The organism is Thermoanaerobacterium butyriciformans, from assembly GCF_017874545.1.
Lineage (GTDB): Bacteria > Bacillota > Thermoanaerobacteria > Thermoanaerobacterales > Thermoanaerobacteraceae > Thermoanaerobacterium > Thermoanaerobacterium butyriciformans.
In genome coordinates, this window is the sequence record NZ_JAGGLT010000001.1 from 152626 (window position 1) to 167785 (window position 15160).

Below are 15160 nucleotides of genomic sequence, written 5' to 3' on the forward strand. Positions count from 1 at the left end.
GTGTTTAGGTACACGTATGTGTATCTTTTTTTTGTACCCATATTGTACTGATTGACATGTTCGCATTAAATAGATACAATTGATTTAAACTAATAAAATTGTTATACAATAAATAGGGGGAATAAGTACAATGAATGAAAGATATGAGTTAAATAAAAACCTGGCTCAGATGCTAAAAGGTGGAGTCATAATGGATGTTACAACACCTGAACAGGCTGTTATTGCAGAAAAAGCAGGTGCTGTAGCTGTTATGGCACTTGAAAGGGTACCTGCTGATATAAGAGCCCATGGCGGCGTTGCAAGGATGTCAGATCCAAAGATAATAAAAGCGATAAAAGAAGCTGTGTCAATACCTGTCATGGCAAAAGTCAGAATAGGTCATTTTGTGGAAGCACAGGTTTTGGAAGCTTTGAAGATAGATTATATTGATGAGAGTGAAGTGCTGACACCTGCAGATGAATCATACCACATAAACAAGTGGCAGTTTAAAGTTCCATTTGTTTGCGGTGCGCGAAACTTAGGGGAAGCATTAAGGAGAATTGGCGAAGGTGCCTCAATGATAAGGACTAAAGGTGAAGCAGGCACGGGAAATGTAGTTGAAGCAGTAAGGCATATGAGAACCATAACAGCAGAGATAAAAAGACTTACAACTTTAAGCGATGAAGAACTTATGACAGCAGCAAAGGAATTGCAGGCTCCTTATGAATTAGTAAAATATGTTGCAGAAAACGGGAGACTGCCAGTTGTAAATTTTGCAGCGGGAGGTATTGCAACACCGGCAGATGCTGCACTGATGATGCAGCTTGGAGCAGATGGAGTCTTTGTAGGTTCAGGCATATTTAAATCAGAAAACCCCGAAAAGCGTGCTGAAGCAATTGTAAAAGCTACGACATATTATGACAAACCAGAGATAATAGCAGAAGTATCAGAAGGATTAGGCGAAGCAATGAATAGCATCGATATAAGGGATCTTTCAGAAAAAGATCTATATGCCAATAGGGGCTGGTAAAATGCGTGTTGGTGTTCTTGCGATACAAGGTTCTGTAGAAGAACATATAGATAAACTAAAAAGATTAGATGGTATAACACCTGTAGAAGCAAAAGATAAAGAGACTTTAAAAAGAGTAGATGCACTTATACTGCCTGGCGGTGAAAGCACTGCCATAGGAAAAATGCTTAATGATTTTGACTTAAAAGATGTCATTATAGAGCTTTACAGATCTGGTGCGCCTATATGGGGAACATGTGCAGGTATGATATTGATGGCTAAACATATTGTAAATGATGATAAAGTTCATCTAGGTATAATGGACATAAAGGTGCGGAGAAATGCGTACGGAAGTCAGCTTGATAGCTTTACAACAAAGCTTAGTATGCCTGACGTATCAAAAGACGAAATAGATGCAGTGTTTATAAGAGCGCCTTATATTGAGGATGTAGGAGAAAATGTAAAGGTGCTATCTAGATACAATGGGAAAATAGTGGCAGCGAGGGAAGGCAACCTTTTTGCGACTTCGTTTCATCCAGAACTGACCAACGACTTAAGCTTTTACAAGTATTTTTTAGGGCTGCAGTAGATGCAGCCTTTTTCAACGATATAGCATAATTGTTTTTAAGATCAAATTTAAATGTTTTTGTGCTTTAAACATGTTATAATATTAAATAAGGAATAATAAAGTTGGTGGTGTTGTGTATGAGGAAGCCAATATCAGAAATAAAAAAAATCAATAAAATTACAATTCCGATGGATGCAGTCAAGTTAATAATAGAAAAATTAAGTGACGATTTAATTTGGGATTATGATGAAATAAATGGTGAATTAATAATTTTAAAACGTCCTGAATCATATGTGGACGCTTTTATGGGATTAGGAGAAGAAATGTGGAAAAAAGCAGGGGGAACAAAATACATTGATGAAATTAGAAAAGAATGGGACAGCTAATAGAACAATTAAATAATAAGTATATCGCACTTGATGCTAATATTTTTATTTACTTGATGGAAAAAAATAAAAATTATGTTATCCCTGCGAGAAAAATTTTTGAAAAAATCCAAAAAGGTCAATCTTTTGGTATTACATCTTCAATTATATATGCAGAGATATTATCGAAGCCAATGCAAGAGAAAAATCAGATATTAGTTGATATGTATAGAGTCTTTCTTTCTACGTTTCCAAATTTAGTTATAAAAGATGTAGATAAAAATGTTTCGATATTAGCGGCCAAATTGAGATCTGATTATAAATTAAAAACACCTGATGCGATATATGCAGCGACAGGAATTGTAGAAAGAGCAGATTATTTTATTACTAATGATTTGAGACTTAAAAATATAAGAGAAATATGTGTAATTACTTTAGATGAACTTATTAATTGAAGAAATAGTATTATTTTTTAGGGCTGCCTTAAATGCAGCCTTAGTTTATATTTTGCATACTTTAAGATTTTATTGAAAATTTTGATAGTAAAAGAAGGATTTTTAAATTTTATGTCGAATAATAACATGTATTTCAAAAATACACAAAAAATGTATTAGAAAGGTTATTTGCTAATATGGATGAAATGAAAGAGTATGATAATAAAACTATATTAATCGGGGCAGCTTTTAGAGTAGATCCAACTAAAGCCTCGGAGGTGACTAAGATGTATGCAGACAAATTAAATGAAGAACAGAAGAAATATGTAATAAACAATTTAAAAGAAGCGAACTTTAAGATATATACTGAGGAAGAATTAAAAAAGAGTATGGAAAAAGGTATGGAAAATCTCGTTATAAGATTGTTGAAGAAGAAATTCAGTGATATACCTGAAAAATATATCAAGTTAATCGAAGATGCAGATGAGAAAACTTTGCTTAGGATAGCAGACAACATATTTGAAATTAACGAGATTGAAGATATAGAGAAATACATTGTTAGTTAAATTGTTCTTTACCCCTTTTATTTTTACCACTTATGGGAAATAAAAAAGCAGTGATGAGATGGCAATAGATGCAGTAGAACTGGCGAAAAAGATAGAAGATGAAGATGAAAAGACATATATAATCGGTTCATTGATAGGAATAAGTGATAAATTTCTGACCGAAGAATATAAAAATAAATTAAAAGGAGCGATAAGAATGACTAAGATAGCCGAAATGTTGATACAAGAAGGAAAAGCCGAAGGAAAGGCTGAAGGAAAGGCTGAAGGTAAAGCTGAATTAATAATAAAACAATTGAAAAAAAGATTTAACAAAATACCAGAATTGTATGTAAAAAGAATGTACGAATTAAATGTAGATAAATTAGAAAAGATAGGTGAGAATATATTTGATATAAAAAAGATAGAGGATCTAGATAAATACTTTAATGATAATTAGATCGATAAAAAGGTAATTAAACCCTTTATTTTTTTATGCATGAATACTCATGGCAAGATGATGGGTTTAGAAAAAACTTTGACGATACTAAGTGGAACGGATCATGTCTTGTCGCAAATGTTAAAAAATTTGATAGTAAAAGAAGGATTTTTAAATTTTATGTCGAATACATTAAAGTAGTAATATTATCCAGAAATATTCATGAGGCTGTTTCGGCGCCCGTGAATGTTAATGGTGGTAATATTTCCTTGTATAAACGGAGGCGGTGAATTTATTCACTGGTGTTCGTATGGCGGAGCTATACCTATTTTGAGGGAAATGTGATATAATTTAAGGAGAAATAAAATGAATGATTGGCACAGTGATTTTGTAACAGCCATAAAAGAAGAGCTAAAAGATGAAAAAGTTGAAATAAAACAAGAAGAATATCTATCGAAAGAGGCTTTAAGAATAGATGTCATAATAATAAAAAAAGAAAAAGATGTAAAAATAAATAAGAGAGTAGGACAAATATTTAAAAGATACAATATAATAGAGTACAAATCTCCAGATGATTATATATCAATAGATGATTATTTCAAAGGTTTAGGTTATGTATATCTATATAAATCAATAATGAATGCTTACGATAAATCACGAAAAGAAGTTGATGACATAAAGATAGATGAATTAACATTGACATTTGTATGTAGCAATCTTCCGAAAAAACTCATATCATTTTTAGTAGAACATAAGATTAAGTTAGACAATTCCGATAATGGTCTTTATTATATAGATAATGAATGGATACCGGTGCAGATAATAGTATTGTCTGAGTTGGAAAATGTAGAGGAAAATTATCCATTGATGGTTTTATCAAATAACATGTACTTTAGAAATGCAATAGAAAAAGTATTCACCAGTATAAATGAAGCAAAAGAATACGACAATAAAATAAGGTTAATTGAAGCGGCATTTAGAATAGATCCAGGTATAGTTTCGGAGGTGATTAAGATGTATGCAGACAGATTAAATGAAGAACAGATGAAATATGTGATAAACAATTTAAAAGAAGCAAACTTTAAAATTTATACTGAGGAAGAATTAAAAAAGAGTATGGAAAAAGGTATGGAAAAAGGTATGGAAAATCTCGTTATAAGATTGTTGAAGAAGAAATTTAATGATATACCTGAAAAGTATTTAAGGTTAATCGAAAATGCGGATGAAAAAACATTACTTCAAATAGCAGATAGTATATTTGAAATTAATAAGATAGAAGATTTGGAGAAATATATTGTAAATTAACATTATTGATAAGAGGAGAAAAAGAGTGAAGGATAATAATTTAGACATATCTTATCAGAATAACGATATAATATTAAAATCAATGGCACAAGAGTTTAAAGATAAATCACTTAAGTTTTATGGGATAAATGTACCTAAAATAGTAACAGTTATACCAGCGAACTTGCCGTCAATTGAAGTTAAGGAAGATAGGCTGGATTTTATATTTCTTTTGGAAGATGACTCATTGTTGCATATGGAATTTCAAACGACAAATAAAAAAGCCGATATAAAAAGATTTTTGCAGTATGACACGAGACTTTATAGTAAATATGAGAGAACAATAAGAACTGTTGTAATATATTCTGGCAAAATAGAAGAAGCGATTAGTAGATTAGACATTGGATCAATAATATATAATGTAGAACAAGTATTTTTAGTGAAATATGATGGTGACAAAATATATGAAGAATTGAACGAAAAAATTGATAGGAAATTACAACTAACAGATATAGATAAATTGAACTTGATATTTTTGCCGCTGATGGGAAGTAAAAAAAGTAGTGATGAGATGGCAATAGATGCAGTAGAACTTGCGAAAAAGATAGAAGATGAAGATGAAAAGACATATATAATCGGTGCATTGATAGGAATAAGTGATAAATTTCTGACCGAGGAATATAAAAATAAATTAAAAGGAGCGATAAGAATGACTAAGATAGCCGAAATGTTGATACAAGAAGGAAAAGCCGAAGGAAAGGCTGAAGGTAAAGCTGAATTAATAATAAAACAATTAAAAAAAAGATTTAACAAAATACCGGAGTTGTATGTAAAAAGAATGTACGAGTTAAATATAGATAAATTAGAAAAGATAGGTGAGAATATATTTGATATAAAAAAGATAGAAGACCTAGATAAATACTTTAATGATAATTAGTTTGATAAAAAAAGGTAATTAAGCCTTTTATTTTTTTATAAAAATTTTAAAAGAGAATTATACGAAATCATAATTTCGGATAATGGGGAGGAGGAAATCTTCAAAATGTCAGATAAGATTTGGCTTTCATCACCCCATATGAGCGATGAAGGATATGAAAAAGAATATATAAAGGAAGCATTTGAAACAAACTGGATTGCGCCACTTGGGCCTAATGTAAATGAATTTGAAAAAGAATTAGCTGCTAAAGTAGGTATTGGATATGCAGCGGCACTAAGTTCAGGTACAGCTGCTATTCATATGGCTCTTAAAGCTGCTGGAGTGGATAAAGGCGACATTGTATTTTGCCAAGATCTTACTTTCTCAGCTACAGCAAATCCGATTATTTATCAAAATGCGATACCAGTTTTTATTGACAGTAATTTTGAAACTTGGAATATGGATCCCAAAGCATTAGAATTGGCTTTTGAAAAATATCCTAATGTTAAAGCAGTCATAGTTGTTCATTTATATGGACTGTCTGCAGATTTAGATCCTATTTTAGAATTATGCAAAAAGCACAATGTTACGTTAATTGAAGATGCAGCGGAGAGTTTAGGTACTACATATAAAGGAAAATATACAGGTACTTTTGGAGATTATGGTATCTATTCATTTAATGGAAATAAGATTATAACTACATCTGGTGGTGGAATGCTTGTTTCTGATAATGAAGAAAGAATTACTAAAGTTCGTTTCTGGTCAACACAATCAAGAGATAAGGCAAGGCATTATCAGCATAGTGAATTAGGTTATAATTATAGAATGAGTAATATAGTTGCTGGAATCGGTAGAGGACAGTTAAAAGTATTAGATCAAAGAGTCCAAAAGAAAAGATATATTTATGAGTATTATAAGAGAGAACTTGGTGGACTTGAAGGGTTGAATATGATGCCTATCAATGATTGGAATGAGCCTAATTGTTGGCTTACTTGCATAACAGTTAAATACAAGGTAAAGCCACTTGATATAATAGAAGCACTTGAAGAAGATAATATTGAGTCAAGACCTATTTGGAAACCGATGCATATGCAGCCTTTCTATGAAGGTTATGATTTCATTGGCGAAGGTGTTTCAGAGAAGATATTTGAGACTGGTGTATGCTTACCCTCTGATACTAAGATGACAGATGAAGATTTGAATAGAGTATGTGAAGTAATTAAGAGGTTGTGGTATTAGTATGGAAGCTGATGTTAAACGAGACATAAAACCATCTATACATAAAAGTAGTCTTTATAGGAGATATTTTAAAAGACCAATGGATTTTATTTTATCATTAATTGCAATTATTGTTTTAAGTCCTGCTTTATTGGTTGTGACCATATTGGTTAGAATTAAACTAGGTAGTCCGGTAATATTTAAGCAGAAAAGACCAGGACTACATGAGAAGATATTTACTTTGTATAAATTCAGGACTATGACAGATGAGAGAGATGAAAATGGAGAGTTATTGCCAGATGAAGTTAGACTTACTAAGTTTGGCAAGCTCCTACGATCTACATCTTTAGATGAATTACCGGAGCTTTTTAATATATTAAAAGGCGATATGAGTATTGTAGGACCGAGGCCACTATTGATACAGTACCTTCCTTTGTATGATGAACATCAGAAACGTCGTCATGAGGTGAGACCTGGATTGACTGGTTGGGCACAAGTCAATGGCCGAAATGCTATAAGTTGGGAAGATAAGTTTAATCTAGATGTGTATTATGTGGATAATATTAGTTTTATTTTAGATTTAAAAATTATATTTACAACTATTAAGAAAGTTTTTGCAAGAGAAGGTATAAATCACGAAGGAGAAGCTACAATGGGATATTTTGAAGGGACAACAAAAGGAAGTGCTCATTTATGAAAGATAAGCTTCTTATTATTGGTGCTGGTGGTCATGGAAAGGTTGTTGCAGATATTGCACTAAAAATGGGAAAATGGAAAGAGATTGCTTTCTTAGATGATAACTGCAGCATAAAATATTCAATGGGAATAGAGGTTATTGGTAAATTAAGTGATGTGTTTAAATATATCTCTGAATACGATATGTCTGTTGGAATTGGTGACAATGTTACAAGAGAAAAGTTAATAGATAGACTTAATTATGAAGGAGCTAGTATTCCAACACTAATACATCCAAATGCAACAATCGGGAAAGAAGTTAATTTAGGAATTGGAACAGTAATAATGGCTGGAGTTGTGATTAATTGTTGTGCGAAAATAGGAAATGGATGCATTATCAATACGGGAGCTACAATAGATCATGACAACATAATAGAAGATTTTGTACATATTTCACCAGGAGTTCATACAGCCGGTGGCGTAAAAGTTGGGAAGCGGTCATGGCTAGGTATTGGAAGCGTTGTAATAAATAATATTTACATTACTGATGATTGTAAAATAGGGGCTGGCGCTGTTGTCATTAAAAATATAACCAAATCTGGTACATATGTTGGAGTACCGGCGAGGAGAGTCTAGAAAATGAAAATCATTGTATTGACAAACTCTGGTATGGGTTTATACAAATTTAGAAAAGAACTTTTAGAAGAACTAATCAGTAGAGGAAATGAAGTTTATATTTCTCTTCCTTATGATGAATATATCACAAAGTTAGAGAAAATAAGCTGTAAATTTATTGAGACTTATATAGATAGACGAGGGATTAATCCAATCAAGGATTTTAAGCTTTTATTTTTTTATCTTAAAACATTAAAACATATTAGACCAGATATCGTGCTTACATATACTATTAAACCAAATATTTATGGAGGAATTGCTTGTAGAATTAGTAATGTATCTTACATAGCAAATATTACAGGTCTTGGCTCTTCAATAGAAAGTCGAGGTTTTTTAAAAAATATCACGTTATTTTTATATAAAATAGCATTAAAACAGGCAGCTTGTGTTTTTTTTCAAAACGAATCTAATAGACTATTATTTAGCACAAAAAAAATTATAAAGTCTAAATATATTTTAATCCCTGGTTCTGGAGTAAATCTTGAATATCATAAATTCGAACCATATCCTGAGCATGATGGCATGATAAATTTTCTTTTTATTGGGCGCATAATGAAAGAAAAGGGAATAGATGAATTATTGGAGGCTGCTAAGAGAATTAAAGAACATTATTTTAATGTACAATTTGATATAGTTGGTGGTATAGAGGAAGATTATACTGAAAAATTACTTAAATATGAAAAATTAGGAATTATAAAATATCATGGTCAACAGGATGATGTCCATTCCTTTATTAAGAAAGCTCATGCTGTGATACTTCCATCATATCATGAAGGGATTTCGAATGTTTTGTTAGAAGCTGCATCAACTGGTCGCCCTGTTTTAGCGTCTCGAGTACCTGGATGCATAGAGACTTTTGATGAGGGGATCAGTGGTTATAGTTTTGAAGTGAAAAACATTGATAGCTTAGTTGAAGCCATTGTTAAATTTATTGAATTACCGTACGAGAAAAAGAAAAATATGGGGATAGCTGGCCGAAAAAAAATAGAAAAAGAATTTGATCGAAATATTGTTATTAATGCTTATTTGAAGGAAATAAATAGGATTACAAAATACAATGGTGGTGAATATAATGAATCTATTTGACAAGATTGTAAATAAGCAAGAAAAAATGTCAGTAATTGGACTTGGCTATGTTGGTATGCCAATAGCTGTTTCATTTGCAAGAAAAGTTAATGTTATTGGATTTGATATTAACAAAGACAAAATTAATATATATAAATCAGGCATTGATCCAACGAAAGAAGTTGGAGACGAAGCAATTAAGAATACAACTGTGGAATTTACTTCAGATGAAGCAAAATTAAGAGAGGCTAAATTTCATATAGTAGCTGTACCAACACCTGTAAATAAAGATCATACTCCAGATCTTAGCTCAGTTGAATCAGCAAGTCGAATATTAGGTAGAAATTTAACAAAAGGCTCTATAGTGGTGTATGAATCTACAGTTTATCCAGGCGTTACTGAAGACATGTGTGTGCCTATTTTAGAAAGAGAATCAGGATTAAAATGTGGAGTTGATTTTAAAATAGGATATTCACCTGAACGTATAAATCCGGGAGACAAAGTACATAGACTCGAGACTATTGTGAAAATTGTTTCAGGAATGGATGAAGAAGCTCTTGATACAATTGCTAAAGTTTATGAATTAGTAGTAGAAGCTGGAGTATACAAAGCAGAAAGTATTAAAGTTGCTGAAGCTGCAAAAGTTATTGAAAATTCGCAAAGAGACATAAACATAGCATTTATGAACGAACTGTCAATTATTTTTAATAAAATGGGAATTGATACAAAAGCGGTTCTTGAAGCAGCAGGGACTAAATGGAACTTCCTTAAATTTTATCCAGGATTAGTAGGAGGGCATTGTATAGGTGTTGATCCATATTATCTTACATATAAAGCAGAAGAAATGGGATACCACTCTCAAATTATTCTTTCAGGAAGAAAGATAAATGATGATATGGGTAAATATGTAGCTGAAAATGCAGTAAAACAAATGATAAAGGCACATAAACAAATAAATGGTTCTAAAGTCGTTATTTTTGGCGTTACTTTCAAAGAAAATTGTCCAGATGTAAGAAATACTAAAGTAGTTGATATAATTAGAGAACTAGAGGAATATGGTGTTGAAGTAATGGTAGTTGATCCAGTAGCTGATAGAGAAGATCTATGGCGAGCATATAGAATAAATCTATGCAAAGCTGAAGAAATAACTGATATAGATGCTATCATATTTGCAGTTCCACACGAAGAATTTAAAACGATAAAATTACAAGATTTAAAGAAGATGTTTAGAACAACAAATAGTAAAAGTTCAGACGAAATAGATGAAGTTGCAGCAACGACTGAATCTGATGCAGATGTAGAAAAAAATGAATATGTATTAATTGATGTAAAGGGAATGTTCAATCGACAAGAAGCAGAAAAAATGGGCTATATATATTGGAGGTTATAAAAATGGGGTACCAAAATATAAAATTCCCAGCAGGCTCCAAATTTTTAGTTACTGGAGCGGCAGGTTTTATTGGTTCAAATTTAGTTGAGGCATTACTAAAATTAGGATATCAAGTAAGGGGGTTAGATAATTTTTCAACGGGTAAAAGAGAAAATATAGAGTTATTTTTAGATAATCCAAACTTTGAATTTATTGAAGGAGATATACGAAATTTAGACATATGTATGAAAGCATGTAAAGATGTAGATTATGTTTTGCATCAAGCTGCTTGGGGAAGTGTTCCTAGAAGTATTGAAATGCCTCTGCTATATGAAGAAATTAACATTAGAGGTACTCTTAATATGATGGAAGCAGCTCGCCAAAATAATGTAAAGAAATTTGTATATGCTTCAAGCTCTTCAGTATATGGCGATGAACCAAATTTACCCAAAAAGGAAGGAATAGAAGGAAATTTACTTTCGCCATATGCTCTTACTAAAAGAACAAATGAAGAATATGGAAGGCTCTATACTAAGTTATATGGACTTGATACTTATGGACTTCGCTATTTTAATGTTTTTGGAAGACGTCAAGATCCAAATGGAGTTTATGCTGCAGTTATTCCTAAATTTATAAAGCAATTGCTAAACGATGAAAGGCCTACTATTAATGGAGATGGAAAACAGAGCAGAGACTTTACATATATAGAAAATGTGATTGAAGCAAATTTAAAAGCTTGTAAGGCTTCACATGAAGTTGCAGGGCAAGCTTTTAATATTGCTTATGGTGGAAGAGAATACATAATTGATATTTACTATGAATTATGTAAGGCGTTGGGAAAAAACATTGAACCAATATTTGGACCAGAAAGAGCTGGAGATATTAAACATAGCAATGCGGATATAAGTAAGGCAAAAAAGATGTTGGGATATGATCCTGATTATAGTTTTGAAGATGGTATTAAATTAGCAATAGATTGGTATAAGGAGAATTTGTGATGTCTAAAGGGACAATTCTTTATGTAGGAGGCTTTGAATTACCAGATAAAAATGCTGCTGCACATAGAGTACTTAGCAATGGAAAGATATTTAGAGAGCTTGGGTATGATGTCGTTTTTATAGATATTGATAAATCATTAAAGTTTAATTCAAATATATTAGAAACAAAGAAAAGCATTCAAGGATTCGAATGTTGGTCACGTCCTTATCCAAAATCAAATAATGAGTGGATTAATTATTTAACAAATATAGATTCTATAAAATTGATTAGTGATCGGTATGAACAGGTCAAAGCAATTATAGCATATAATTATCAGGCAATAGCACTGTATAAATTAAGGAACTTTTGTCATAAACATAATATTAAGATTATTGCGGATTGTACAGAATGGTATAGTACAAAAGGCTCAAATATTGTTTTTAAAATAATTAAGGGTTTAGATTCATTTCTTCGAATGAGAATCATTCAGAAGAGATTAGACGGACTAATTGTCATAAGTAAGTATCTAGAAAACTATTATAGGAATTGTAATAATGTAATTAGAATACCACCATTAGTTGATCTTAACGAAGAAAAATGGAATGCAGTTACTACAGAATACTCTGATAACAAATTGAGATTTATATACTCAGGGAGTCCAGGTAAGAATAAAGATAAATTAAACCTCTTGTTAGAAACACTATATGAATTAAAAGAACATGATAATTACGTACTTAATATAGTCGGAATAACTGAAGAACAATATATCTATGATTATCCTGACCATAAAGAATTGCTTAATGCGTTAGGAGAACGCGTAAAATTCTTAGGTAGGCTCTCTCACATAGATAGCATTAAAGCATTAAAAAATAGTGATTTTAGTGTATTTATTCGTGAAGATACGAGATTAACAAAGGCCGGATTTCCAACTAAGTTTGTTGAAAGTATAAGTTGTGGAGTACCTGTTATAACAACGAATACAAGCGATTTAAAGGATTATTTATATGAAGGAGAAAATGGATTTTTTATTAATCAGGACGCAAACATATCAATTGAGAAATTAAAGAATATATTATATATAGACAAAAATGATGTTTTAAAAATGAAACGTAATTGTTATAAATACAATGTGTTTTTTTATAGAAATTATTTAAGTGAATGTAAGGAATTTTTAGAATCTATTATAAATTTTTAATAAAGGACAGAGATGAATAGATGAAGTCATTACCAATTAAATTATTTATCGCTTATATATTATTTACATTAGCAGTTAGTTTTATTGGTCCAATGAAGTATAACAATTATGACAAAGTATCTGTTTTTATATATATTATATCTTTTCTAATTTGCTTAATTTTTGGTTATACTATTGCAAATAGATATAAAATTGTGCTAAGAAAAAGGCAGGACATATCTAATGAAAAAATAAGTGTTATTACATCAAAAAATCATTATAAAATAATTCGATTTGTTTCTATTTCAATAATGATAGCTTTTCTTTCTATATTTATGGAATTTATTGAAATAGTTATTAAGAATCCTTCTGCATTTATGATAACGAATATGGCTAGAAATTATATTGAAGTTAACGGGGAACACTTAAATTATTCTTTACCTATACTTTTTAGATTCTTGACAGGCTTCTTTAGAAACGTCTCTATAATTTTAGGCATTTATTACTGGAGGAATATTAAAAAAAGGTACAAAGTAATATTAGTGTTTTTTTTATTATTTCTTATATTAGTGAATATGATTGCATATGGAACCCAAAAATTTATAGGCGATTTAATTATATATTTAGTAATTGTACTTAGTATAAAAATGTTGGATTCAAATAATAAAATAAAATTAAGAAAAATTATTTTTATTAGTTTGTTTTTTATAATATTAGCCATAGCATTATTTTCATTTGTGCAGGCACAAAGATATGAAATGATTGGTATAACAGTTGAAAACTATGGCATAAAATCGGGAGGACTGCAGTATTTTGATAGTAATAATTTCATATTTAAAATTTTTGGAGATAAATTGGGATTAGGTTTAGCGATACTGTTAACCGGCTATCTTTCATCTGGGTATTATGGTTTATCGTTATGTCTTAAATTACCTTTTGAATGGACGTATGGAATTGGAAGCTCATATTTCATGTCTAAACTAATATCAGTTATTTTTAATACTAGAAACATGTATGAAAAAACTTATTTGAATAGAATGACTGAAGTATTCGGCAGAGATGGATTAAGAACATGGAATACAATTTTTCCTTGGCTTGCTTCTGATTTTACTTTTTTTGGTGCATTACTTATATTTGTATTAGTAGGATATATATGGCAGATTTCTTGGCTTGAAATTTTGAATTATAGAAATCCAGTTTCCATTGTATTATTTGCCACAATATCATTAGGATTGATATATGTTCCAGCGAATAATCAACTTTTTCAAGGAATAGATACTTATGTAGCAACTACATTCACAATACTGTATTGGTTATTAAAACACAAAAAATACAACTTTCGTATTTAAAATTATACATCTAATGCTATTAGTAAGAATACGTGAAAAAAAGACAACATCTATTGGAGGTTTTAAGTATGTTTAAAAATAAAACTTTATTGATAACAGGAGGTACCGGTTCGTTTGGGAACGCAGTACTCAAGAGATTTTTAAATACTGATATAAAAGAAATTCGTATTTTCTCACGTGACGAGAAGAAACAAGACGATATGCGAAAGTTTTATAAAAATGATAAGGTTAAATTTTATATAGGTGATGTTAGAGATATAGATTCTGTAAAAAATGCAATGTATGGAGTAGATTATATATTTCATGCAGCAGCATTGAAGCAAGTACCATCATGTGAATTTTTTCCACTTGAAGCCGTAAAGACTAATGTTATAGGAACAGATAATGTTTTAACAGCAGCTATAGAATATGGTGTTAAAAAGGTTATATGTTTATCTACAGACAAGGCAGCCTATCCTATTAATGCGATGGGCATTTCAAAAGCTATGATGGAAAAAGTGCTTATTGCAAAATCTAGAACTGTATCACCAGAGAGGACTGTTATTTGTGGTACAAGATATGGTAATGTAATGGCATCTCGTGGTTCCGTCATTCCTTTGTTTGTTGAGCAAATTAAAAGTGGACAGCCTCTTACAGTAACTAATCCTAAAATGACGAGATTTTTAATGAGTCTTGATGAAGCTGTGGAGCTGGTTATATTTGCTTTTCAACATGCTCAAAGTGGAGACATAATGGTGCAAAAATCTCCGGCATCAACTATAGGTGATTTAGCACAAGCAATTAAAGAATTATTTGATGCTGATAATGAAATAAAAATAATTGGGACACGACATGGTGAAAAACTATATGAAACACTATTAACAAAGGAAGAATACTTACATGCTGAGGATTTAGGCAATTACTTCAGGGTTCCTGCGGACAATAGAGATTTAAATTATGATAAATATTTTGTCGAGGGAGACATAAAGCTCTCAACCGAAATAGAATATAATTCAAATAATACAGAGATTTTAAATGTAGAGCAGATAAAGGAAAAACTATTAAAACTTGATTATATTAAAGAAGAGTTAGAAAAGTGGCATGCTGCAAGAGAAGCAGCAGTTACTAAATTATCATAATTG

18 protein-coding genes are annotated in these 15160 nt (G+C 30.9%); all 18 read left to right on the forward strand.

Annotation, left to right across the window (positions count from 1 at the left end; translation table 11 throughout):
* Positions 1–130 precede the first annotated feature (130 nt).
* Positions 131–1009, forward strand: a complete 879-nt coding sequence (gene pdxS / locus J2Z80_RS00810) for a pyridoxal 5'-phosphate synthase lyase subunit PdxS (protein ID WP_209452657.1) — start codon at positions 131–133, stop codon at positions 1007–1009.
* A gap of 1 nt (position 1010) precedes the next feature.
* Complete coding sequence (gene pdxT, locus J2Z80_RS00815; RefSeq protein ID WP_209452658.1) at positions 1011–1577, forward strand: pyridoxal 5'-phosphate synthase glutaminase subunit PdxT; 567 nt, start codon at positions 1011–1013, stop codon at positions 1575–1577.
* A gap of 116 nt (positions 1578–1693) precedes the next feature.
* On the forward strand, positions 1694–1942 hold the full coding sequence (locus tag J2Z80_RS00820; RefSeq protein WP_245301059.1) for a hypothetical protein: 249 nt from the start codon (positions 1694–1696) through the stop codon (positions 1940–1942).
* Positions 1930–2376: a type II toxin-antitoxin system VapC family toxin gene (locus tag J2Z80_RS00825; protein WP_209452659.1), complete on the forward strand. Its 447-nt coding sequence runs from the start codon at positions 1930–1932 to the stop codon at positions 2374–2376. The genes J2Z80_RS00820 and J2Z80_RS00825 overlap by 13 nt, the downstream gene beginning before the upstream one ends.
* Before the next feature lie 185 nt (positions 2377–2561).
* The gene (locus J2Z80_RS00830; RefSeq protein ID WP_245301060.1) at positions 2562–2921 is read left to right on the forward strand and encodes a DUF4351 domain-containing protein; all 360 of its coding nucleotides are present in this window, start codon (positions 2562–2564) and stop codon (positions 2919–2921) included.
* 58 nt (positions 2922–2979) lie between these two features.
* The gene (locus J2Z80_RS00835; protein ID WP_245301061.1) at positions 2980–3357 is read left to right on the forward strand and encodes a DUF4351 domain-containing protein; all 378 of its coding nucleotides are present in this window, start codon (positions 2980–2982) and stop codon (positions 3355–3357) included.
* A gap of 39 nt (positions 3358–3396) precedes the next feature.
* Positions 3397–3537, forward strand: coding sequence for a hypothetical protein (locus J2Z80_RS00840; protein ID WP_209452660.1), 141 nt, complete (start codon positions 3397–3399; stop codon positions 3535–3537).
* 165 nt (positions 3538–3702) lie between these two features.
* Positions 3703–4641 (forward strand): DUF4351 domain-containing protein, encoded by a 939-nt coding sequence (locus J2Z80_RS00845; protein ID WP_209452661.1) that lies wholly within the window; start codon positions 3703–3705, stop codon positions 4639–4641.
* A gap of 25 nt (positions 4642–4666) precedes the next feature.
* Entirely contained in the window at positions 4667–5557 is an 891-nt protein-coding gene (locus J2Z80_RS00850; RefSeq protein WP_209452662.1) for a DUF4351 domain-containing protein, read from the forward strand.
* Positions 5558–5662: 105 nt separating this feature from the next.
* Entirely contained in the window at positions 5663–6775 is a 1113-nt protein-coding gene (locus tag J2Z80_RS00855; RefSeq protein ID WP_209452663.1) for a DegT/DnrJ/EryC1/StrS family aminotransferase, read from the forward strand.
* Between the two features lies 1 nt (position 6776).
* A complete protein-coding gene (locus J2Z80_RS00860; protein WP_209452664.1) occupies positions 6777–7451 on the forward strand; it encodes a sugar transferase in 675 nt (224 codons plus the stop codon).
* Positions 7448–8065: an acetyltransferase gene (locus J2Z80_RS00865; RefSeq protein ID WP_209452665.1), complete on the forward strand. Its 618-nt coding sequence runs from the start codon at positions 7448–7450 to the stop codon at positions 8063–8065. The genes J2Z80_RS00860 and J2Z80_RS00865 overlap by 4 nt, the downstream gene beginning before the upstream one ends.
* A 3-nt stretch (positions 8066–8068) precedes the next feature.
* The gene (locus J2Z80_RS00870; RefSeq protein ID WP_209452666.1) at positions 8069–9190 is read left to right on the forward strand and encodes a glycosyltransferase family 4 protein; all 1122 of its coding nucleotides are present in this window, start codon (positions 8069–8071) and stop codon (positions 9188–9190) included.
* Complete coding sequence (locus tag J2Z80_RS00875) at positions 9177–10559, forward strand: nucleotide sugar dehydrogenase (RefSeq protein WP_209452667.1); 1383 nt, start codon at positions 9177–9179, stop codon at positions 10557–10559. The genes J2Z80_RS00870 and J2Z80_RS00875 overlap by 14 nt, the downstream gene beginning before the upstream one ends.
* On the forward strand, positions 10547–11536 hold the full coding sequence (locus J2Z80_RS00880; protein WP_245301062.1) for an SDR family oxidoreductase: 990 nt from the start codon (positions 10547–10549) through the stop codon (positions 11534–11536). Before J2Z80_RS00875 ends, J2Z80_RS00880 begins: the two co-directional genes overlap by 13 nt.
* On the forward strand, positions 11536–12711 hold the full coding sequence (locus tag J2Z80_RS00885; protein ID WP_209452668.1) for a glycosyltransferase: 1176 nt from the start codon (positions 11536–11538) through the stop codon (positions 12709–12711). The genes J2Z80_RS00880 and J2Z80_RS00885 overlap by 1 nt, the downstream gene beginning before the upstream one ends.
* Before the next feature lie 20 nt (positions 12712–12731).
* Positions 12732–14039 carry a hypothetical protein gene (locus J2Z80_RS00890; RefSeq protein ID WP_209452669.1) on the forward strand — a complete coding sequence of 436 codons (1308 nt, stop codon included), beginning with the start codon at positions 12732–12734 and terminating at the stop codon, positions 14037–14039.
* Positions 14040–14107: 68 nt separating this feature from the next.
* The gene (locus J2Z80_RS00895) at positions 14108–15157 is read left to right on the forward strand and encodes a nucleoside-diphosphate sugar epimerase/dehydratase (RefSeq protein WP_209452670.1); all 1050 of its coding nucleotides are present in this window, start codon (positions 14108–14110) and stop codon (positions 15155–15157) included.
* Positions 15158–15160 lie beyond the last annotated feature (3 nt).